Here is a 19652-nt window from a genome sequence, read left to right on the forward strand (position 1 = left end):
TGATTAGCGGGGTTCCTCCGGTTGCCGCTCCCCCGTCGTGTACGGGTTCTCCTCACCGTCCGCGAGCACCGCGACGAACGGTTCGCCCTCGCCGGCGAAGGAGTAGGCCCCGCCCTCGATCCGCGCGATCAGGCTGTGGGTCCACTCGGCCTCGGCGTCGGCGGTGTGGATCCAGAGGTTCATGATCTCGCCGATGTGCCCGAGCTGCTCCGGCCCCTCTTCGGGCACGTAGTGCTCGGTGACGGCCGCGCGCCACTCCTCGATGCGCCGGATGCGCTCCTCGAGCAGCGCCACCGCCTCGGCGCGCGGCAGGTCCACCATGAAGCCGATCGCCGCCGACTTCACGTCCATCTTCTGGTCGTAGGCGGTCAGCGCCTCGCGCAGCAGCCGCAGGAACTCCTCGGTGCCGCGCCCGGTGATCTCGTACTCGGTGCGCGGCGGACCGCCGGCGGTGGAGGGGGCGATCTCGTGCTCGTGCAGCAGCCCCTGCTTGGCCATCTGCTTCAGGGCGTGGTAGATCGAGCCCGGCTTGGCGGTGGACCACTCGTGGGCGCCCCAGTACTCCAGGTCGTTGCGCACCTGGTAGCCGTGGGCCCGCCCGTGCTGCCGGACGGCGCCGAGCACGAGGAGACGGATCGCTGACATGGCGTCCAGCGTAGGCGGCGCCGGGGCCGCCCACCCGCCGTGCCCCGAGCGGTCAGAAGGGGAAGCCGCTGCGGCCGTGCTGGACCGATATCCACTTCGTGGTGGTGAAGGCCTCCCGGGACGACTCGCCGTTCAGACGGCCGATGCCGGAGTTCTTCTCGCCGCCGAAGGGGACGACCGGCTCGTCGTGGACGGTCGCGTCGTTGACGTGGAACATGCCGGTGTCGATCCGCCGGGCGAAGGCGACGCCCCGCTCGACGTCGGCGGTGTGCACCGCGCCGCTCAGTCCGTAGGGACTGTCGTTGACGAGGCGCACGGCTTCCTCCTCGCCGTCGAAGGCCGTGAGGAAGACGACCGGGCCGAAGACCTCCTGCCGCAGCAGAGCGGAGCCTGCGGGCAGCCCGGTCAGGACGGACGGCTCGACGACGTTCTCCCGGGTCTCGCCGTGCACCAGGGCGGTCGCGCCCTCGGCGAGGGCCTTGGTGACGACACCCGAGACGGCCTCCGCCTGCGAGGAGTTGATCAACGGGCCGATGACGGTCCCGGGATCGCGCGGGTCGCCGGCCTTCAGAGCGCGCACCTTGGCGACGAACTTCTCGGTGAACTCGTCGGCGACCGACCGGTCGACCAGGACGCGGTTGGCGGCCATGCAGACCTGGCCCTGGTGGAGGAAACGGCTGAAGACGGCCGCGTCGACGGCGTAGTCGACGTCGGCGTCGTCGAGGACGACGAGCGCGCTGTTGCCGCCCAGTTCGAGCACGCAGCGCTTGAAGTGCGCGGCACAGACGGTGGCGACGTGACGGCCGACCTCGTCGGAGCCGGTGAAGGAGATGACGCTCGGGACCGGGTGCTCCAGGAAGGCGTCGTTGATCTCGGCGATGTCGGTGACGACGACGTTGAGCACGCCGGCGGGCAGGCCCGCGTCCTCGAAGAGCTTGGCGATCAGGGTGCCGCCGGCGACGGGGGTGTCCTGGTGCGGCTTGAGCACCACGCCGTTGCCGAGCGCCAGGGCCGGGGCGACCGACTTCAGCGCCAGCAGAAAGGGCACGCTGAACGGGCTGATCACGCCGACGACACCCACCGGCACGCGGTGGACGCGGTTCTCCTTGCCGTCGATCGGCGAGGGGAGGATCGACCCCTCGGGGCTCAGCGTCAGGCGTATCGCCTCGCGCAGGAACTCCTTGGCCATCCGCAGCTCGAAGGCCGCCGTGCCGAAGGTCCCGCCGACCTCGTCGACCAGGACCTCGCCGATCTCCCGCTCCCGCTCCTCCACCAGCCGCAGCACCCTCTCCAGCACCGCGCGGCGGACGTAGGGGTTGGTCGCGGCCCACTCCCTCTGGGCGCGGGCGGCGGCCCGGTAGGCCTGATCGACCTCGTCGACCGTGGCGATGGTGATCGAGGCGAGCTTCTCACCGTTGTAGGGGTTGAAGTCGATGACGTCCCAGGAACCGGTCCCCGGACGCCACTCCCCGTCGATGTACTGCTGGGCCAGGTCGGTGAAGCAGGACGACATGTGATCCCTCAATCCCCTGGAAGCGGGCGGTCGGCGCGGAACCCCGATCGACGTCACGAACTGATCACACGTCATCGTACGTGTGTGTCAGGGGAGTTGGTGGAAGAGCGGGTCGCCCCGGGGAAAACCCTCAGGAGAGCTGGAGCAGCCCGCGCAGCAGGTCCCGGCTCTCGTCGGGGCCGGGGCTGTCCTGCTGGAGCTCCTTCAGCGCCTGCTCGTACTGGGCGACGTCCTCGCGTTTGTCCAGATAGAGGGCGCTGGTGAGCTGTTCCAGATAGACGACGTCCGACAGGTCGGACTCCGGGAAGCTCAGGATCGTGAAGGCGCCGGACTCCCCGGAGTGCCCGCCGAAGCCGAACGGCATGATCTGCAGCCGGACGTTGGGGCGTTCGGAGATGTCGATCAGGTGCTGGAGCTGCCCGCGCATCACCTCACGGTCGCCGTACGGCCGACGCAGGGCGGCCTCGTCGAGGACGATGTGGAAGTCGGGGGCGCTCTCGGCGACGAGACACTTCTGCCGCTCCAGGCGCAGCGCCACCCGCCGGTCGACGTCGGCCGCGCTCGCGCCCTTCATACCGCGCCGCACGACCGCGCGCGCGTAGGCCTCCGTCTGCAGCAGCCCGTGCACGAACTGCACCTCGTAGACCCGGATCAGCGAGGCCGCGCCCTCCAGCCCGACGTAGGTGGGGAACCAGTTGGGCAGGACGTCCGAGTAACTGTGCCACCAGCCCGCCACGTTGGCCTCGCGCGCGAGGGAGACCAGTGCGTGGCGCTCGGACTCGTCCGTGACGCCGTACAGCGTCAGCAGGTCTTCCACGTCCCGTGTCTTGAAGCTCACCCGGCCCAGCTCCATCCGGCTGATCTTCGACTCCGACGCGCGGATCGAATATCCCGCCGCCTCGCGCGTGATGCCGCGCGCCTCACGCAGTCGCCGTAGTTGCGAGCCGAGCAGCATGCGCCGCACCACCGATCCTGGCTCTCCCGCGCTCACGTTCGCCAGCCTCCCCAACCGTCCTCAGGGCCCGCAGTCTGCCACTAAAACACTTCGAGCAGTACTCGTCCGATTACACAGACGGAAAGAAGCCAAAGGATACGCGTGGACCGGTGCGTGGGAAGGGTGAGCGGAAAGCGAGGGAACCGCCTCTGAACGGCGAGAAGATGGCGGAAAAAATGGCCAAGAAGCGGTACGGGCGGGTCCAATTCGGTCACGTGCACGTGCATCTGCCCTTGCATCTGCCCTGCGCTTCGGAAACCATGGTCCCGCGCCACCGCTGCATCGCAACGACCGCGAATCCCGGGAGTGCCTCGCATGGGGACGAATGGATCGACCATGCTCGAGCCGTTACGGCAGGGCCTTCCGCCGCTTGATCCCGCGGCCGTGTCCAACGCGGCGTCCTGCGCACTGCCCGCCCGCTTCGAAGCCGTGCGCGAGGCACGCCGGTTCACCCGCAGAACCCTCGGCCAGTGGGACGTCGGCGACCGTTTCGACGACGTGTGCCTGGTCGTCTCGGAACTCGTCACCAACGCGCTGCGGCACGGACTGTCGACCGACGCCGAACCCCGTCCGGCCGGCGCGCAGCACCCGCCGGTGCGGCTGCACCTGATGCGGTGGACCGAGCGGCTGGTCTGCGCGGTGCGCGACCCCAGCCGGGACAGCCCCCTGCCGCGCGAGGCGGACGACTTCTCGGCGGAGTCCGGTCGCGGCCTGTTCCTCGTCGACTCCTTCGCCGACGGCTGGGGCTGGCACCCGCTGTCCGGCAGGCTGGGCGGCAAGGTCGTCTGGGCGCTGTTCCGGCTGCACACGCCCGCCGAATGACGAACCGCGGCACGCTCGTGCCGTGGTTCTACGCGCGTTGCTGCCGCTTTTCGGCCGATTCCGGCGCCGCGCCTGGGCCCCGGCCGCCGGCCGTCAGCTCGCGATCAGGTGGTCGAACTCCCCGTCCTTGATGCCCAGCAGCATGGCCTCGATCTCGGCCCGTGTGTAGACGAGCGCGGGCCCGTCAGGGAAGCGCGAGTTGCGCACCGCGACGTCACCGCCGGGCAACCGGGCGAACTCGACGCACGTACCCTGCGAGTTGCTGTGCCGGCTCTTCTGCCAGGCAACCCCGTGCAGCTGCGTGGCCGTCATGCCGTTGTACACGTCGTTCCCCCCGTCAACGTCGTGGTCCACAGGTCGCTCCCTGGTGGTGGTGCGCTGGCTCGTGCGGCGATGGATGCCGTGGTCGACTGTCCGGGATCATATCTCCCGTTCACGTGCATCTGCATGAGCAGATGCACGTGCACGCGCGGTGCCGAGGCGGTTACAGCTTCGACGCTCCCGCGACCGGTCCCGGTCGGATCCCCGAACCCTTCACGCGTTCGCCCCGAAGCCCGTGGCACGGGTGGCCACCGGTCGCGCAGGACGGCCTCCGGCACCGCGGGACGCGCGAAGTGGTTCGGATCGAACTACTTCTGCACAGGAAGAGACGCATCGGGACCGCTTCGTGTTCCGTGGTTCCGGACACGGTTCGACCCACAGGCCGCGGCACCGTCCGGACAAGACGGGCGGAACGCCCCCCGCCGGTCGGAGGCCCGCCGTCCGTTCCGTCCGACGGGCAGCCGGGTGAATGGCTCGGACGGGGGCGTCCGCGGCACCGGCTCGCCCGCCGCCGTCCACCGCCCCCGCCGCGAACAGGCCGGGCGCGCCCGCACCGGGTCCCCCGCGACGCCCACCCGGCTCCGGGAGCGCGAACGCCCTCGCCCCCGTGCACGACGACGGGGTCGTCCACGGGGGCGAGGGCGGGCTCGGCCGCGAGCGGAAGGGTGCGGTAGGGCGGTCGGCGGGGAGGCGACTGCGGCGGCCGGCCGCCTGGAGGGGACGGACGAACCGGTTCCCCTCCCGCGAACGACGGCCGGCGGCCGCGGCGGGAGGGTCAGCGACTGCTGTACGGCAGCAGGGCCATCTCGCGGGCGTTCTTGATCGCGCGGGCCAGGAGGCGCTGCTGCTGGGCGGACACCCGGGTGACGCGCCGGCTGCGGATCTTGCCGCGGTCGGAGATGAACCTGCGCAGCAGGTCGGTGTCCTTGTAGTCGATGTAGCCGATCCTCGCCTGGTCGAGCGGGTTGGGGCGGGACTTGGCCGGCTTGCGCTCGGTCTTGCGGGGCATGGGTCAGACCTCCAGGAGGGTGTCGAAGGCGGGCGGCAGCCGCTTCCAGGCGTCGCGGCCGGCGGCGTACTCGGCGTCGGTGAGCAGGCAGGACTCCAGCAGCCGTTCGAGGCCGTCCCGGTCGAGCCCGGGCGAGGTGAACACCAGATGCTGGCAGCGGTCGCCGTGCTCGGGGTGCCAGTCCAGCGCGGCGGCGGCGCGGCGCACCGGCGGGACCATCTCCCAGGCGGCGTCCGGCAGGGAGGCGAGCCAGGGGCCCGCCGACTCCACGCACAGGGCTCCGCCGGCCGCGTCCCAGTGGAGCAGGGTGTCCGCCTTGTCGGCGAGCCAGAACCGGCCCCGGCTGCGGGCCGCGGCACAGGTCAGGTCTTCCAGCGCCGCGTACAGCCGCTCCGGGTGGAAGGGGCGGCGGCGGTGCCAGACGAAGGTGGCGACGCCGTGGGCGTCGGCTTCGGCGGGCAGCAGGGCGCAGGCCGGGTGCTGGGCCGCGGCGGCCGCCTCCACGTCGAAACCGGCGAGGACGGCGGCCGCCAGCGGGGATCCGGCGTACGGTGCTGCCGCACGTGCGGATGCCGGTGCGGGTGTGGAGGCGCCCGCCGGGTCCCACGGGTGGCCGCCCGGGACGGGGACCCGGCGGGCCGTCGGATGGAGCTGGGCCAGCAGCTCGCGGTCCTCGTCGTCGGCCTCCGGCGAGTCGACGACGGCCAGGACCGGGGCGTACTCCAGTTGCCGCGCGAAGGTGTCGGCGACCGTGCGCTGGTCGGTGGCGGCCGCGGCGAGGCCGCCCTCGGCGAGGTCGTCGCCGTTGCCGAGGTACGGCAGCAGCAGCGCCGGGTCGACGGCGGTGACGACGCCGGTGACGGTGAGGCCGCCGGCGACGACGACCTCCGCCATCGCCTTGGGCTCGACGGAGTCCCACAGCTCGACGACCGCGAGCCGGGTGGTGCCGTCGTCGGCGAGGCGGCGCAGTTCGGGCACGAGGTCCTCGCGCAGGGCGCAGCAGGCGCAGTCGTTGACGAGGGGCGTCTCGCCGGTGTCCCGGACGCCGTGGGCGTCGCGGACCGTGCGGACGACCGTGCCCGTCTCGGCCGTCGCCAGGTCGTGGTGGAGGACGACGCTGCCGGGCACGTCGGCGAGCAGGCGGGCGACGGTCGCCCTGCGGGCGTCGGCGTGCAGACCGCCGACGATGACCACGGGGAGGTCGGGCACGGGGTCAGCCCTGCTTCCCGTACCGGCGCTCGAAGCGCTCGACGCGGCCGGCGGTGTCCAGGACGCGGGCGGTGCCGGTGTAGAAGGGGTGGCTGACGTTCGAGATCTCGACGTCGACGACCGGGTAGGTGTGGCCGTCCTCCCACTCGATCGTCTTCTCGCTCGTCATGGTCGAGCGGGTGAGGAAGGCGTAGCCGGCGGCGCGGTCGCGGAAGACGACGGGGCCGTAGGCCGGGTGGATTCCCTTGCGCATGGCTGCTCAGCGCTCCTCTCGGAAGTCGACGTGCCGGCCGAGGACGGGGTCGTACTTGCGCAGGGTCATGCGGTCCGGGTCGTTCCGGCGGTTTTTGCGGGTGACGTAGGTGTAGCCGGTGCCCGCCGTGGAGCGGAGCTTGATGACCGGGCGCAGTTCGTTGCGTGCCATGCTGCTATCTTACTGAAAATGAATTCCATTAACAGTAGCCATCGAGGAGAGGTACGTCACCTGTGTCCGCGCACTGCATGCTGACCGGGGCCCGGCCGGGCTTCGGCAACCGCATCTCCCACTCCCACCGGCGCACGTCCCGCCGGTTCGACCCCAACATCCAGTCCAAGCGCTACTGGCTGCCCAGCGAGGGCCGCCACGTCCGGCTGCGGCTGAGCGCGAAGGGGATCAAGACCGTCGACGCGATCGGCGTCGAGGCGGCCGTGGCCCGGATCCGGGCGCGGGGGGTGCGGGTCTGATGGCGAAGAAGAGCAAGATCGCGAAGAACGAGCAGCGGCAGGAGATCGTCGCCCGGTACGCGGCGCGACGGGCCGAGCTGAAGGAGATCGTCCGCCGTCCGTCGTCGACACCGGAGGAACGGCTCGCCGCCCAGCGGGAGCTGCGCAGGCAGCCCCGCGACGCGAGCGCGACCCGGGTCCGCAACCGGGACCAGGTGGACGGACGTCCGCGCGGCTACTTCCGCGCGTTCGGCCTCTCCCGGGTGAGCCTGCGCGAACAGGCGCATGCGGGGTATCTGCCGGGGGTGCGTAAGGCGTCCTGGTAGGGGCGGTTGCGGATGGGGGCGGCTCGCGCCGGGCGGGCACGAGGGCGGGCTGCCGGGCGGGCGTGAAGGGCTCGCGCCCGGCGGGCAAGCGGGCAGGGGGGCGGCTCTCGCCGGGCGGGCGTCAGGGCGGCTCCACCGGCCGGGCGTCAGGGGCGGCTCGCGCCGGGCGGGCGTCAGGGGCGGCTCGCGCCGGGCGGGCGTCAGGGGCGGCTCGCGCCGGGCGGGCACGAAGGGCTCGCGGGGCGGCTCCACCGGGCGGGCGTCAGGGTTGGCTCGCGCCGGTGGACCTGATGGGGCTGCCTTCGGCGGTGGACTGGTGGGGCCGCTCTCACCGGTCGACAGGGTGGGGCCGCTCTCGGCGGTGGGGGTCGCGGGGGCGGGAGGCCGTGGGGCGCGCTCGCCGGTGGGGCGGGGCGCTCCCCAGGGGTGCCGGAGGAGCCCTCGCCGATGGTGATGCGGCCCCGGCGGCGGCCGCGAGGCGACCTTTGCCGGCGGACGCCGTGGGCTCGGTCTCGTCGGCGGCGGTCGCGAGCCCGCTCGCGCAGGCGGAAGTAGTGGCTCCGCTCACGGGGCGGACGCCGTGGACCCGCTCGCGCCAGCCGACTCCGTGGCCCGCTCGCGCAGGCGGAGGTCGTGCAGGGGCGGCTGGTAGCTTGCTGCGGGCTTGTTCCGTCGGCTAGCGCTAGGGAGTTCGCAGTGACTTCGAGGATCTTCTCGCGTCCCCGGGGCGGGGTGGCCCGCCGGGGCGCCGTCATGGCCGGCGTGGTCGCGGGCGTGCTCGCGCTGGGCGCGTGCAGTGACGACGGTGGCTCGGACGACGGCGCCTCGGCCGCGCCGAGTGCGTCCGCGACGACCGCGGACCCCGGCGGCCCGGCCACGGGCGGCGCGTCCGGCTCCGTGTCCGCCTCCGGGGAACTGGAGGGCAGTTGGCTGGCCACGACCGACGGCAAGGCCGTCGCACTGGTCGTCAACGGCAAGGAGGCCGCCCTCTTCGCGACCGGCGGAAGCGTGTGCAGCGGCACCGCCGGCCAGGAGGCGGGCATGCAGATGATCCGCCTCACCTGCACGAGCGGCAAGAACGACCGCACGACCGGCATGGTCGACTCCGTCGACGCCCGAACCCTCAAGGTGACCTGGGAGGGCGGGGCCGGCCAGGAGACGTTCACCAAGGCGGAGGGCGGGCAGTTCCCGTCGGGGCTGCCCACGGCCGGCCTGGGGTCGTGAACGACCAGTCGGGGGCGCGCGACCACGGGGCGCGCTCGTGCGTGATGATCCTTCGAGCACCGTCACGTCGTCCAAGGGACCCACACATGCGCGCCGTTCCCCTCACCGTCACCGCCCTCGCCGCCGCCCTGCTGCTGACCGCCTGCGGCGGCGGGGAGGACGACTCCTCCGACAGTTCCTCCGGTGCCTCCTCCGGCAGCACGCAGAGCGCGGGCGCCGCGTCGTCGTGCGACCTCGGCGTGGAGGTCGGCCCGGTCAACGCCGCCCCGGCCGCCGGGGACAGCGGCAACGTCACCGTCACGGTCACCAACCAGGGCGCCCAGTGCACCCTGGAGGGCTTCCCGACCGTGGAGTTCCAGGCCGGCGACACCAGCGCCGCCGTGCCCAAGGACGCCGCCGCCGAGGCGCAGAAGCTGACCCTCGCCGAGCAGGGCACCGCCTCTTTCACGATCACCTACGTGCGCGGGCAGGACGGCGGCGACAAGAGCCTCGCCGTGAAGACGGTGCGGTACGGCCTGCCGGGGGCCGAGGCGAAGGAGAGCTTCCCCTGGTCCTACGGCGACGTGGCGTTGAAGGGCGAGGGCGCGCCGGACGCCTCGGTGAGCGCCTTCCAGCAGGCCGGCGACTGACCAGCCCTCATGTCGTCCGGGGCAGCCGGGGCCGGGAGTCCACGCGGGCGCGGTCCGCGGCCTCGGCGCCCTCGGTCCAGCCCGCCTCGTCGCTGACGCCGCGCAGCCGGGTGGTGACCGTCTGCGGGAACATCCGGTCCGTCGCCGCCGTGACGGCGACCTCGCGGGAGGCGAGCACCGGCAGCAGGTCGTCGCTCACCTGCGTCTCGGCGGCGGCCGCGAGGCGGGCGCCGATGCGGTGGGCGTACGCGGCCAGGAACGACTGCCGGAAGGTCTTGGTCCGTTTGCGGCCGCCGGCTCGCTGCGCCGCCTCCGCCCTCGCCATCGCCGTCTGGGCCTGGACGAGGAGCGAGGTGTAGAGCAGCTCCACCGCGTCCAGGTCGGCCTCGAAGCCGACGACCGTGGAGAAGCAGAAGGGTTCGTTCCACACCGCCCGGCAGTGGTTGGCGTCGGCGACCGCGTCCAGAAGCACCGCCTTGGCCTGCTCGTACGGCGGCTCGACCCCGATCCGGCAGGCGCCGGGCGCGTCCGGCTGCGGCGCCCCGGCGTCGAGCAGCGCCTCGTCGACGCTGTGGCGGGCCATCAGCTCCTGCGCCTTCGTGGTGAGCGCCTCCGCCTCCTCCGGGAACCCCGTCGCCTCCGCCTTCGCCAGCAGGGCTCGGATGCGGGTGAGCATGCGACTGTGGGAGCCGGACGACGACCGCCGGGGGGCTGCTGGTTCCTGGAGGGGCTCCAGGGCGGGCAGGCGCAGGAGCAGGCGGTACAGCTCCAGGACCGCGGTGGCGTGGGAGAAGCGGTCGGCGCGGAGTGCGGCGGTCGCGGGCCCGTCGGCGGCGCCGAGATCCTCCAGCTGGGCCGCCCAGCGCCGGCCACGCGGCCGGTCGTGCGGCGCCTGCGCGCGGATCAGGGCGGCGGCGAGCGACACGTGGACGTCGTCCAGCTCGCGGCGCACCATCCGCACGACGTCCGCGGGCTGCCAGCCGTGCCGCCAGAGGGTCGCCACGAACTCCTCGCCCCGCCGGGCGAGTTCGACGTCCGCCCCGGGGTCGGCGGCGAGGAGGGACGCGCCCGTGTCGAGGGCGCTGTCGCCGGTGTCGTAGAGGGCGGCCCGGAAGGCGCGGTCGACGGTCGCGGGGGGCGTACTGCTCATCTCGCGATGGTGTCACGCGCGCGTGCGACCACATCCTCCCCCACTGTCAACTCCGGGTTGACGATGAACGAGTGTCAACCTACGGTTGACACATGACCTCGCGACAGGAACCCACGGCCTCCATCCGCCTCGACGACCTCATCGACGCCATCAAGAAGGTCCACCCCGAGCCCCTCGACCAGCTCCAGGACGCGGTCATCGCGGCGGAGCACCTCGGTGACGTGGCCGACCACCTCATCGGCCACTTCGTCGACCAGGCCCGGCGCTCGGGCGCCTCCTGGACGGACATCGGCCGGAGCATGGGCGTGACCCGGCAGGCCGCGCAGAAGCGGTTCGTGCCCAAGGAGTCGGCCGATCTCGACCCGAGCCAGGGCTTCAGCCGGTACACCCCGCGCGCGCGGAACGTCGTCATGGCCGCCCACGGCGAGTCGAAGACGGCCCACAGCCCCGAGGGGCTGCCCGTCCACCTGGTCCTCGGTCTGCTCGCCGAGCCGGAGGGCCTCGCGGCGAAGGCCCTCGCCGAACAGGGCCTCTCCGCGGACGCGGTGCGCGAGGCCGCCACGGCCGCGCTGCCGCCCGCCGTCGAGGACGTGCCCGAACTCGTCCCGTACGGCTCGGACGCCAAGAAGGTCCTGGAACTCACCTTCCGCGAGGCCCTGCGCCTCGGCCACAACTACATCGGCACCGAGCACATCCTGCTCGCGCTGCTGGAGTTCGAGAACGGCGAGGGCGTGCTCAGCGGGCTCGGCGTCGAGAAGGCGGGCGTCGAGCGGTACGTCGAGAAGGCCCTGGCGGAGGTGCTGAAGGCGCGGGAGGAGACGCAGGAGGAGGAGTAGGAGCAACCGGGGGTAGGGCAACGGGCGGGAGGGCCGCCGCCGGTGCACCGTGCGGGAGCGGGGGTGCCGGGAGGCCCGGGGGTGCCGGGGGCCACGGAGTACCGGGGGGCCAGGGAGTGCCGGGGGCCACGGAGTGCCCGGGGGCCACGGAGTGCCCGGGGGCCACGGAGTGCCCGGGGGCCACGGAGTGCCCGGGGGCCACGGAGTGCCCGGGGGGCCACGGAGTGCCCGGGGGGCCACGGAGTGCCCGGGGGGCCACGGAGTGCCCGGGGGGCCACGGAGTGCCCGGGGGGCCACGGAGTGCCGGGGGGGCCACGGAGTGCCGGGGGGGCCGGAGGCGCCGGAAGCACGGACGCGCCGGAGGCCCGGGAGGCGCCCCGGCCCCCTGAGGTGCCGAGGGCCGGGGCGCCGGAAGCACGGGGGGAAGGCCGGGGACGGAGGTGCCGGGGGCCGGCGACATCGAGAAGGCCGCAACCGAGCGCGCGGGCGTGGCCGGCAGCGCCGGGAGCGCCGGAGGTCCAAGGCTCCGGCCAGGACACCGGAGGTCCCACGCAGCACCGCCGGTCCCAGCAGCGCCGCCGGTCCCAGCAGCGCCGCCGGTCCCAGGACCACCACCGGTCCCAGCAGCGCCGCCGGTCCCGGGACCACCGCCGGGCCCAGGGCACCGGAGGTGCGGCCGGGCGCCGGCACGGGGGCCGATGTCAGACCCGCCTGCCACACTCGCAGCATGGCCGAACGGTGGGCGCTCGCTCCGGCCGAGGGTGGTGGCGTGGAGCTCGCCGCCCTCGGTCCGGACGGGCTGCCCGCCGGGCCGGTGCTGCGCGAGCCCGACCTGGTGGCGGCGGTGCGGGCGCGACCGGGGGTCGGCCGGTGGGTGTGGCGTTCGACAGCCGAGGTGTATCCGCGTCTGCTCGCCGCGGGGGTGCGAGTCGAGCGGTGCTACGACGTCGAGGACGCCGAGACCCTCCTCCTGGGCCACGAGGGCAGGTACGGCCAGCCCCGGTCGGCCGCCGCCGCCCTGGCCCGGCTGCGCGGCGGCCCCGTACCACCGGACCCGCCGCAGCGCTCCGCCGAGCCCGGCGCCCAGTCCTCGCTGTTCGAACCGGAGGACGCCGGCCTGCCGTTGGCGGACCTCCTCGCCGTCTACGCCGAGCAGCAGCGGCGCCACGACCGGGCGGAGCACCCCGAGCGGATGCGGCTGCTGACGGCGGCCGAGTCGGCCGGGATGCTGGTGGCCGCCGAGATGAACCGGGCCGGCCTGCCATGGAGCGCCGACGTGCACCGCGCGGTGCTGCACGACCTGCTCGGCGAGCGGTACCCGGGCGGCGGCGAGCCCCGCCGGCTGGCCGAGCTGGCCGACCAGGTGTCCGCGGCCTTCGGGCGACGGGTGCGGCCGGACCTGCCCGCGGATGTCATCAAGGCCTTCGCGGGGGCCGGACTCAGGATCCGGTCCACGCGGCGCTGGGAGATCGAGTCGCTGGACCATCCGGCCGTGAAGCCACTGCTCGAGTACAAGAGGCTCTACCGCATCTGGGTCGCCCACGGCTGGTCCTGGCTCCAGGACTGGGTGCGCGAGGGCCGCTTCCGGCCGGAGTTCCTCGCGGGCGGGACGGTCTCCGGGCGCTGGGTGACCAACGGCGGGGGCGCGTTGCAGATCCCCAAGGTCATCCGGCGGGCCGCGGTCGCCGAGCCGGGCTGGCGGCTGGTCGTCGCCGACGCCGACCAGATGGAGCCCCGCGTGCTCGCCGCCATCTCCCGCGACCCCGGGCTGATGGAGGTGGCCGGCCGGGAGACCGACCTGTACCAGTCGGTGTCCGACCGCGCCTTCTCCGGCGACCGCGACCAGGCCAAGCTCGCGGTGCTCGGCGCGGTCTACGGGCAGACCTCCGGGGACGGTCTGAAGAACCTCGCCGCGCTGCGCCGCCGCTTCCCGCGGGCCGTGGCGTACGTCGACGAGGCGGCGCGGGCAGGCGAGGAGGGGCGGCTCGTGCGGACCTGGCTGGGGCGGACCTGCCCACCCGCCGCCGGGGCGACGGAGGACACGGCGGAGGAGGCGGGCATCCCCACCGGGGACGAGGAGGCGGCGGACCAGCTGCCGCGCGGGTACGCCTCCACCGACGCCCGCGCGCGCGGCCGCTTCACCCGCAACTTCGTCGTCCAGGGCAGCGCCGCCGACTGGGCCCTGCTGCTGCTCGCCGCACTGCGCCGCTCCTGCGCGGGCATGGCGGCCGAACTCGTCTTCTTCCAGCACGACGAGGTGATCGTGCACTGCCCCGAGGAGGAGGTGGAAGCGGTCGTCGCGGCGATCCGCGAGGCGTCCGACCTGGCGGGGAGGCTGACCTTCGGTCCGACGCCGGTGCGGTTTCCGTTCACCATGGCGGTGGTGGAGTGCTACGCGGACGCGAAGTGACCGGCCGGTGGCGCCGGTGGCGCCGAGCGGCCCGGTCAGATGACCGGGGGCCGGCCCAGGCGGGTCAGGTGCCAGACCGTGCGCCAGCGCATGGGGCGCCGGGCGCCGGCCGGCTTGCGCACGCCCTCCGCGAAGCCGCCGAACCAGGCTTTCAGACCCCCGACGGAGCGTGTCCGCAGCAGGGTGACGAGGATCCACACGCCCAGGTGCACCGGGATGAGCGGCAGGGGCAGGTTGCGCCGCACCAGCCAGACCCGGTTGCGGGCGGTGACCCGGTAGTAGATGGCGTGCCGGGCGGGCGATGTCTTGGGGTGCTGCAACAGCAGTTCGGGCGCGTAGAGGATCTTCCAGCCGGCGTCCATGGCCCGCCAGGCCAGGTCGGTCTCCTCGTGCGCGAAGAAGAACTCGGCGGGCCAGTCGCCCGTCTCGTCGAGCATCTCCATCCGCAGGGCGTGGCCGCCGCCGAGGAAGCCGGTGACGTAACCGCCCTGCATCGGGTCGGACGCGCCGACCCGCGGTACGTGCCGCCGCTGTGTCTCGCCGTGCTCGTCGGCGATGCGGAAGCCGACGATCCCCAGGCGCGGGTCGGCCGCGTACAGGTCGCGCACCCGGCGCAGGACGTCGGCGTCGACGAGCAGCCCGTCGTCGTCCAGCTCGACGACCACGTCGACGTCGCCGTACTCGCGCAGCCGGGCGAGGGCGACGTTGCGGCCGCCGGGACAGCCGAGGTTGTCGTCCGTCTCGAGGACGGTGACCTCACCGGACAGCGAGAGCCTGCGGGCGAACTCCGGCAGCCGGCAGCCGTTGCCGACGATCACGATGCGGGCGGGCGGCACGTCCTGCTTGGCCACCGACTCCAGCAGGGCGTCGACCTCGGCGGGCCGATTTCCCATCGTCACCACGGCAACGGCGATCCTCGGCTCCACCAGTCCTTCACCCCATCCGGCCCTCGACGGCGACCGCAGCCCGTCCGCGCGGTGCCCGTCGTTCACCTAGATGTTGCCTCAGTGCCGAGGGTTGCCGCGCACCCCGTCACCCCGCGTCGAGTTTGCGCAGATTTTTCTCCCCGCTCAGGGTGCACCGCTCACCGCGCACCGCGGTTCTCCCGGCGGCGCACGAACTTCAGACCCGACCAGTCGTCGCCCAGCGCCGCGACCTTCACGTCCACCACGCCGAGCGGGAGGAGAACCTCGCGCAGGACGTTCTCGGTGACGTCGCTGATGTGACCGGCGGCCTTGCGGGGCCAGGCGATCCAGAGCATGGCCGGGTCGGCGAGGTCACGGACGAGCGCGGGGGCTTCGGCGGCCAGGTCGGCGTGCGCGCGGTAGAAGGCGACGGCACGGAGGTCACCGCCCGGAGCCAGAACCTCACGGAGGAGCGGGCGGGCGCGTGCGGTCGCTCAGGGCGAGGTGGACGGAGACGATGCGGCCCTCACGAAGGGCGGTGGGCAGGGCGTCCTGGTCGACGATCGCGGCGCGGGAGGTGTTGACCAGGTAGGCGGTCGGCTTGAGCAGGGCGAGTTCGGCGGGGCCGAGCAGGCCGAGGTCGGCATCCGCCGGACGTCCACCAAGGAGGAACTGCTCGCCGGCAGCGACTTCGCCGGCGCCGGCATCGACGTGTTCGACGAGGAACCCATGCCCGCGCACCACCCGACCCGCACGACCCCGCCTGCTGGCGCCCCCCACCTCGGCTACGTCTCCCGCGCCAACTACGAGCGGTACTACGGCCAGGCTGTGGAGAACATCGGGGCGTATCCGGAGGGGACGGCGGTGCGGGTGCTGGGGTGAGGCGCGGGCTCGGGCTCCGCGTCGAGGGCGCCGCCGTCGCCCACCCCGCACCTGCCCACGCCGTCGTGCGCTACCACGTCTCCCCGCCCCCGGCCGCGCCGATCTCCGGGAGAATCGACGGCGGAGGCTCATGAGGCGCAGGCCCCCAGGACCACCCCCACGTACGCTCCTGCGATGAGGAACGGCCCGAACGGGATCGTCGCCCGGCGCTCGGCTCTGCGCGCAAGCAGGAGCCCGGCACCGTACACCGCGGCACAGACAAAGCCGGCGAAGGTGCCGACGAAGAGCACGCCCCAGCCGTACCACCCCAACACTGCTCCCAGGCCGAAGGCGAGTTTCACATCGCCGAAACCGATGCCACCGCCCACCAGGAAGAGAACGAAGAAGGCGGCGCCGAGCACGGGCGATCCGATGAGAGCGTTAGTCCAGTCACCGCCCGTCGCGGGCAGTGCCTCAGATACGCCGAGCAGAACGAGCGCGGACCCGGCGAACGGCAATGTCAGGACGTCAGGCAATCGGTGCACCGCGAGATCGACGAGGGCGAGCAGCACACCCACAGGAGTGAGCAGCAGCCAGACACCCAACTCCGGCCGGACGCCGACAGTGGCCGCGAGAGCCGCGCAGACCAGGGTGGTGACGCCGGCTACCACGGGTGTACTCGGCCCGTACGCCGTGCCGTCTTTGCAGCGTGCCCGCCCGATCCACCCGTGGCCCGGCCCTGTCAAAGGGTGGGTGGCCGGACACGTCTCCCTCCAGGGCTCCCCGAGCGGCACGGCGAACCGATAGGCCGCCCGAGGTACCAGTACACCCGTACCGCAACCCCAGAGGGCGGCAGTGATGACCATCAGCAATGTCTCCAACGAGGGACCTCGATCTGCGCGTCCACGTGGCTGTGTGTCCCCGCGGCTTGACGAACGTACTCACCGAAGGCCGACCCACCTGCTCAGGCAGCGGAGCTGTTGTCCGCTTCTGGAACCAGGGCAAGCAGTTCGCGCAACAGTTCGATGGTCTCGTCCTCGGCATCGACCCCCAACTCGTCGTTCAGACGGTTCAGGCGGTCCGCTGCCTGGATCATTGCGGCGCGATCACCCATCGCCGCATGAGCACGGAAGAGATCTCGATACAGCAGTTCACTTTCCGGAGAACACACGAGCCCTCGGGTGGACGCGGCGGCGGCACCGTGGTGATCGCCTGCCACCAAGCACCGCTTGGCCAGTTCGTGCGCTACGTCGACGACCGCTGCGACCATGTCGTGGAACAGCGCGTCCGCCCAGATGTAGTTCCGCGGGTTGGTCCCGGCGAACGGCGTACCTCTGATGAGTGCCAGTGCCTCGGCCAGTGCTCTGTCGGCAGTCGGGCCCGTGGCGTGCATGCCCTGGCGGTAGAACTCTTGGAAGTCCTCCCAGTCACAGCCCACGGACGGGGCAAATGCGTAGCGACCGTCCGTGATGAACGGCAGATGGGACTGACCCCCCACCCAAGCACGCAGTTTGCTGATGTTGGAATTGCGCAGCGAGTGACCGACCTTGCGGTCGGGCCAGATCGCCTCATCGAGCGCATGGTGGTCCCTGCCGGGGTGCAGAACCAGCCAGGCCGCCAGTTCGGTGAGCCGGCCACGACGATTGGGTTCCACGGGCCCTTCGGCCTCGATCAGATCCACCGGACCGAGGACTCGCACGTACGGCGCGGCGGGCGCCTCCGGCGAAGTGTCGATCACCTCGGCAACCGCGGTTGATGCTTCGTCCCCGGGCTGCTCGGCCGGAGAAGGCTGCGGTGCGGGAGCGACGGCGAGGGCCAGACGCGGATCCTTCGGCCGCGCCCAGACCGGTGTCGGCTCGTCACTGGGACGGTCGGCGATCTCCATGAGTTCCAGCAGGCGTCCGTACTGATCCTCATCCAGGCGCTGAAGCTCGAGCGACAGGTCCCCGCCCTCGGGAACCGGAACGAGAAGACCTCGGTCAGTCGGCACCTTCCACATCTCACCGGGTGCGAGAGTGTCGTCGACGCTCGCGACCGCTGCCAAGGAGGTGCGCGGCTGTGATGCCACCAGGTCCAGCAACTCCACAGCGCCTTCGGCGGAGTCGGTGAGTGGCAGGGCGCAGAGCACGATCTCGGGGGACCATGCGTCGGCGCCGGTTCCCCGCAGCCTCGCTTCACGCAGGCTCGCCGAACCACTCTCCGCAAGGGCTTGACGCTGCGCCTCGTCGTGGGCCTTCAGCCCGGCGACCGCCGACGGAAGAGTCGCGTGGTGGGTTACCCGGCCCGGGAACGCGACACGCAACTCCTCGCCGAACCCGATCAGGCGCACGGAGTGGGCCGCGTGCAGCGAATCAGAGGCCAATTCGACGGCCAGTGCCAGCAGGACGTCCCGCACATCGGTCTCATCACCTTGGAGCCGCAGCATCCCGATACGTTCGAGGTCGACCAGCACGGGGCATCCGTCCGGACTCGTGCCGAGGCTGACCAGCGCCGGGTAGGGCAGCGCGACGTCGGCCGTCTCCTCTTCCGGCAGCAGAGCGTCCGAGCCCTTCGGGCACCACCAGATGTCGTCGCCTTCCCTCACTGGGAGGAACGGGCGTACGGCCCGTGCCGGGGCGGACAGATGAAGAGCGACTCCCTCGGTGGTGATGACGGCCGCGGCAACCGGCGGCAGTTCCGCTTCGTCCGCCCCCAGTTCGGCGGCAAGGGTGCGCAACGCGCGGTCCAGGAGGTCGAGGCCCTCCGGAGCGTCCGCCGCGACAAGCCTCATGCTCCGTTCCAGAGACGCGGCCTCGCCCTCGGGCAACGCGATACGCCGACGAGGGCGCCGACGGCGCTGCTGCTGGATCCGCCGCAGTGCGAGCGAGCCGAGCACCCCCGCGGCGAGAAGAGCCCCGTATCCCGCGACGGTACGGACTTCGGAGTCCCCGTCGTCTTCCTCGTCGGAGACGTGCGGTGTCTGGTCGGTCGCGTCCGGCTGCTTGCCGCCGCTGCTTCCCTGGGAGGCGCTGCCGTCCGGCGTCGCGGGCGACGAGGGCGTAGCCTCACCGCTGGGGTCCACCGGCGCCTGACCCTTCTCCTGGTCGCCCTCGGGCCTGGCCGTCTCCCCCGGCTTCGCCGACCCCTCCGGCTTCGACTCCCGGTCCGTCCCCGAACCACCCGGCTTGGAGGGGCGCCCCTGGTCAGGCGCAGGTTGCGCTCCCCCGTCCTCGGAGCCAGGATCGGCGGTGGGAAGTCGCAACTCCTGTCCAGGGGTGATCAGGTTCGGGTCGTCGAAGGTGCCGCCACCCGGCCGTTGCACGCCCTGGTTGAGGTCGAAGATCTCCATGTAACGGGCGGGATCACCGAGCTCACGTTCCGCGATCTTGGACAGACTGTCGCCGGGGCGCACAGTCGTCGTGTTCCTACCGGCCGTCACGGCGCTCGCCGAGGTCGTCCCACCAGGGATGTGGAGCTTCCAGCCCGGCTGAATGATCCCATGAGCGCGGAAGACGGAGCCGTCCGTCATCACGCGGCCTTCGTTCAGCTCGGCGATCTCCTGCCAGCGGGCGCCGTCTCCGAGCACAGATTCGGCAATGCTCCACAAACTTTCCGCCGGCCGCACGTCACGCACGGTGTATGTGTTCGCCTCGGAGGTCTTGTCGACCGACCGCGCGTCCGCCGGGGTCACTCGGCCCTTGCCTGCCTCGACGCTGAGCGGCTGGGCCACCGAGGTCGGCGAAGCGGAGGGCAGCGCCATGGCGGAACCCGCCGTGGGCAGCAACACGAGGATGCCGCCGATCAGCGAGGCCGCGGCTCGCTGGCTCATACCGAGACCGCTCACCCGCCTCGCAGTGCGCCCCCGCACTTGTGCGGGGACCTCCAACAGCACGGAAACGGCGAAGCCTGCCCAGCCGACCCACCCGGCCAGGGCAAGCAGCAAAAGGAAAGCTCCTCCCGTGTCCTGGCGGGAGAACAGGTGGGCGAGGTCCTCCAGTCCGCTGTCCAGGATCAGCCTGGTCGCCGTCCACAGCAATGCCGGAAGGCCGAACAGCAGCAGAAGAAGGCCGGCCAGGCTCAGCAGGCCCCGCAGAAGATGACGGGCTGTACGCAACGG

At 72.5% G+C, this 19652-nt stretch carries 20 protein-coding genes and 2 pseudogenes; 8 read left to right on the forward strand and 14 right to left on the reverse strand.

Going from position 1 to position 19652, the window contains the following annotated elements; translation table 11 throughout:
* Positions 1–3: 3 nt before the first annotated feature.
* The 3 genes from ACZ4YY_RS16290 to ACZ4YY_RS16300 form a co-directional block, all read right to left on the reverse strand.
* Entirely contained in the window at positions 4–645 is a 642-nt protein-coding gene (locus tag ACZ4YY_RS16290) for a PadR family transcriptional regulator (protein WP_468289686.1), read from the reverse strand.
* A 52-nt stretch (positions 646–697) separates the two neighbouring features.
* Positions 698–2158, reverse strand: a complete 1461-nt coding sequence (locus ACZ4YY_RS16295; RefSeq protein WP_468289689.1) for an aldehyde dehydrogenase family protein — start codon at positions 2156–2158, stop codon at positions 698–700.
* Positions 2159–2288: 130 nt separating this feature from the next.
* Positions 2289–3113 carry a helix-turn-helix domain-containing protein gene (locus ACZ4YY_RS16300; protein ID WP_468290186.1) on the reverse strand — a complete coding sequence of 275 codons (825 nt, stop codon included), beginning with the start codon at positions 3111–3113 and terminating at the stop codon, positions 2289–2291.
* 375 nt (positions 3114–3488) lie between these two features.
* Here ACZ4YY_RS16300 and ACZ4YY_RS16305 point away from each other — a divergent pair, with 375 nt between their 5' ends.
* Complete coding sequence (locus ACZ4YY_RS16305; protein WP_468289692.1) at positions 3489–3974, forward strand: ATP-binding protein; 486 nt, start codon at positions 3489–3491, stop codon at positions 3972–3974.
* A gap of 93 nt (positions 3975–4067) precedes the next feature.
* Here ACZ4YY_RS16305 and ACZ4YY_RS16310 read toward each other — a convergent pair whose 3' ends face one another.
* The 5 genes from ACZ4YY_RS16310 to rpmG form a co-directional block, all read right to left on the reverse strand.
* Entirely contained in the window at positions 4068–4328 is a 261-nt protein-coding gene (locus ACZ4YY_RS16310; RefSeq protein ID WP_468289694.1) for a DUF397 domain-containing protein, read from the reverse strand.
* A 742-nt stretch (positions 4329–5070) separates the two neighbouring features.
* Entirely contained in the window at positions 5071–5304 is a 234-nt protein-coding gene (gene rpsR, locus ACZ4YY_RS16315) for a 30S ribosomal protein S18 (protein WP_468289697.1), read from the reverse strand.
* Between the two features lie 3 nt (positions 5305–5307).
* Positions 5308–6513, reverse strand: a complete 1206-nt coding sequence (locus tag ACZ4YY_RS16320; protein ID WP_468289700.1) for a CobW family GTP-binding protein — start codon at positions 6511–6513, stop codon at positions 5308–5310.
* 4 nt (positions 6514–6517) lie between these two features.
* Complete coding sequence (locus ACZ4YY_RS16325) at positions 6518–6766, reverse strand: type B 50S ribosomal protein L31 (protein ID WP_468289703.1); 249 nt, start codon at positions 6764–6766, stop codon at positions 6518–6520.
* Between the two features lie 6 nt (positions 6767–6772).
* Positions 6773–6937 (reverse strand): 50S ribosomal protein L33, encoded by a 165-nt coding sequence (rpmG, locus tag ACZ4YY_RS16330; RefSeq protein WP_351736062.1) that lies wholly within the window; start codon positions 6935–6937, stop codon positions 6773–6775.
* 62 nt (positions 6938–6999) lie between these two features.
* On the opposite strand from rpmG, the gene rpmB reads away from it, so the two are divergent.
* From rpmB to ACZ4YY_RS16350, 4 genes are all read left to right on the forward strand, one after another.
* On the forward strand, positions 7000–7236 hold the full coding sequence (rpmB, locus tag ACZ4YY_RS16335) for a 50S ribosomal protein L28 (RefSeq protein WP_390700373.1): 237 nt from the start codon (positions 7000–7002) through the stop codon (positions 7234–7236).
* Entirely contained in the window at positions 7236–7541 is a 306-nt protein-coding gene (gene rpsN, locus ACZ4YY_RS16340) for a 30S ribosomal protein S14 (RefSeq protein WP_468289706.1), read from the forward strand. The genes rpmB and rpsN overlap by 1 nt, the downstream gene beginning before the upstream one ends.
* A gap of 696 nt (positions 7542–8237) precedes the next feature.
* Entirely contained in the window at positions 8238–8765 is a 528-nt protein-coding gene (locus ACZ4YY_RS16345) for a hypothetical protein (protein WP_468289709.1), read from the forward strand.
* Positions 8766–8851: 86 nt separating this feature from the next.
* Positions 8852–9394, forward strand: a complete 543-nt coding sequence (locus ACZ4YY_RS16350) for a DUF4232 domain-containing protein (RefSeq protein ID WP_468289711.1) — start codon at positions 8852–8854, stop codon at positions 9392–9394.
* Between the two features lie 7 nt (positions 9395–9401).
* Here ACZ4YY_RS16350 and ACZ4YY_RS16355 read toward each other — a convergent pair whose 3' ends face one another.
* On the reverse strand, positions 9402–10544 hold the full coding sequence (locus ACZ4YY_RS16355) for a DUF2786 domain-containing protein (protein ID WP_468289714.1): 1143 nt from the start codon (positions 10542–10544) through the stop codon (positions 9402–9404).
* Positions 10545–10954: 410 nt separating this feature from the next.
* Here ACZ4YY_RS16355 and ACZ4YY_RS16360 point away from each other — a divergent pair, with 410 nt between their 5' ends.
* Together ACZ4YY_RS16360 and ACZ4YY_RS16365 are read left to right on the forward strand one after the other, a co-directional pair.
* On the forward strand, positions 10955–11380 hold the full coding sequence (locus ACZ4YY_RS16360; RefSeq protein WP_468290188.1) for a Clp protease N-terminal domain-containing protein: 426 nt from the start codon (positions 10955–10957) through the stop codon (positions 11378–11380).
* A gap of 727 nt (positions 11381–12107) precedes the next feature.
* Entirely contained in the window at positions 12108–13790 is a 1683-nt protein-coding gene (locus ACZ4YY_RS16365) for a bifunctional 3'-5' exonuclease/DNA polymerase (protein ID WP_468289717.1), read from the forward strand.
* A 35-nt stretch (positions 13791–13825) separates the two neighbouring features.
* On the opposite strand, the gene ACZ4YY_RS16370 is transcribed toward ACZ4YY_RS16365, so the two are convergent.
* The 3 genes and pseudogenes from ACZ4YY_RS16370 to ACZ4YY_RS16380 form a co-directional block, all read right to left on the reverse strand.
* Positions 13826–14719 carry a glycosyltransferase family 2 protein gene (locus ACZ4YY_RS16370; RefSeq protein ID WP_468290190.1) on the reverse strand — a complete coding sequence of 298 codons (894 nt, stop codon included), beginning with the start codon at positions 14717–14719 and terminating at the stop codon, positions 13826–13828.
* Between the two features lie 155 nt (positions 14720–14874).
* Positions 14875–15051 (reverse strand): hypothetical protein, encoded by a 177-nt coding sequence (locus tag ACZ4YY_RS16375; protein ID WP_468289719.1) that lies wholly within the window; start codon positions 15049–15051, stop codon positions 14875–14877.
* A 115-nt stretch (positions 15052–15166) separates the two neighbouring features.
* Positions 15167–15331, reverse strand: a pseudogene (locus ACZ4YY_RS16380) (NAD(P)-dependent oxidoreductase); the annotation flags it as partial.
* Between the two features lie 54 nt (positions 15332–15385).
* Between ACZ4YY_RS16380 and ACZ4YY_RS16385 the strand changes: the two are divergent.
* Positions 15386–15577 (forward strand): annotated as a pseudogene (locus ACZ4YY_RS16385) (D-2-hydroxyacid dehydrogenase family protein); the annotation flags it as partial.
* 128 nt (positions 15578–15705) lie between these two features.
* On the opposite strand, the gene ACZ4YY_RS16390 reads toward ACZ4YY_RS16385, so the two are convergent.
* Positions 15706–16422, reverse strand: coding sequence for a prepilin peptidase (locus ACZ4YY_RS16390; RefSeq protein ID WP_468290192.1), 717 nt, complete (start codon positions 16420–16422; stop codon positions 15706–15708).
* 98 nt (positions 16423–16520) lie between these two features.
* On the reverse strand, positions 16521–19649 hold the full coding sequence (locus ACZ4YY_RS16395) for a BTAD domain-containing putative transcriptional regulator (protein ID WP_468289722.1): 3129 nt from the start codon (positions 19647–19649) through the stop codon (positions 16521–16523).
* Positions 19650–19652: the final 3 nt, after the last annotated feature.

The sequence above is a fragment of the Streptomyces sp. NPDC030143 genome (assembly GCF_055573695.1).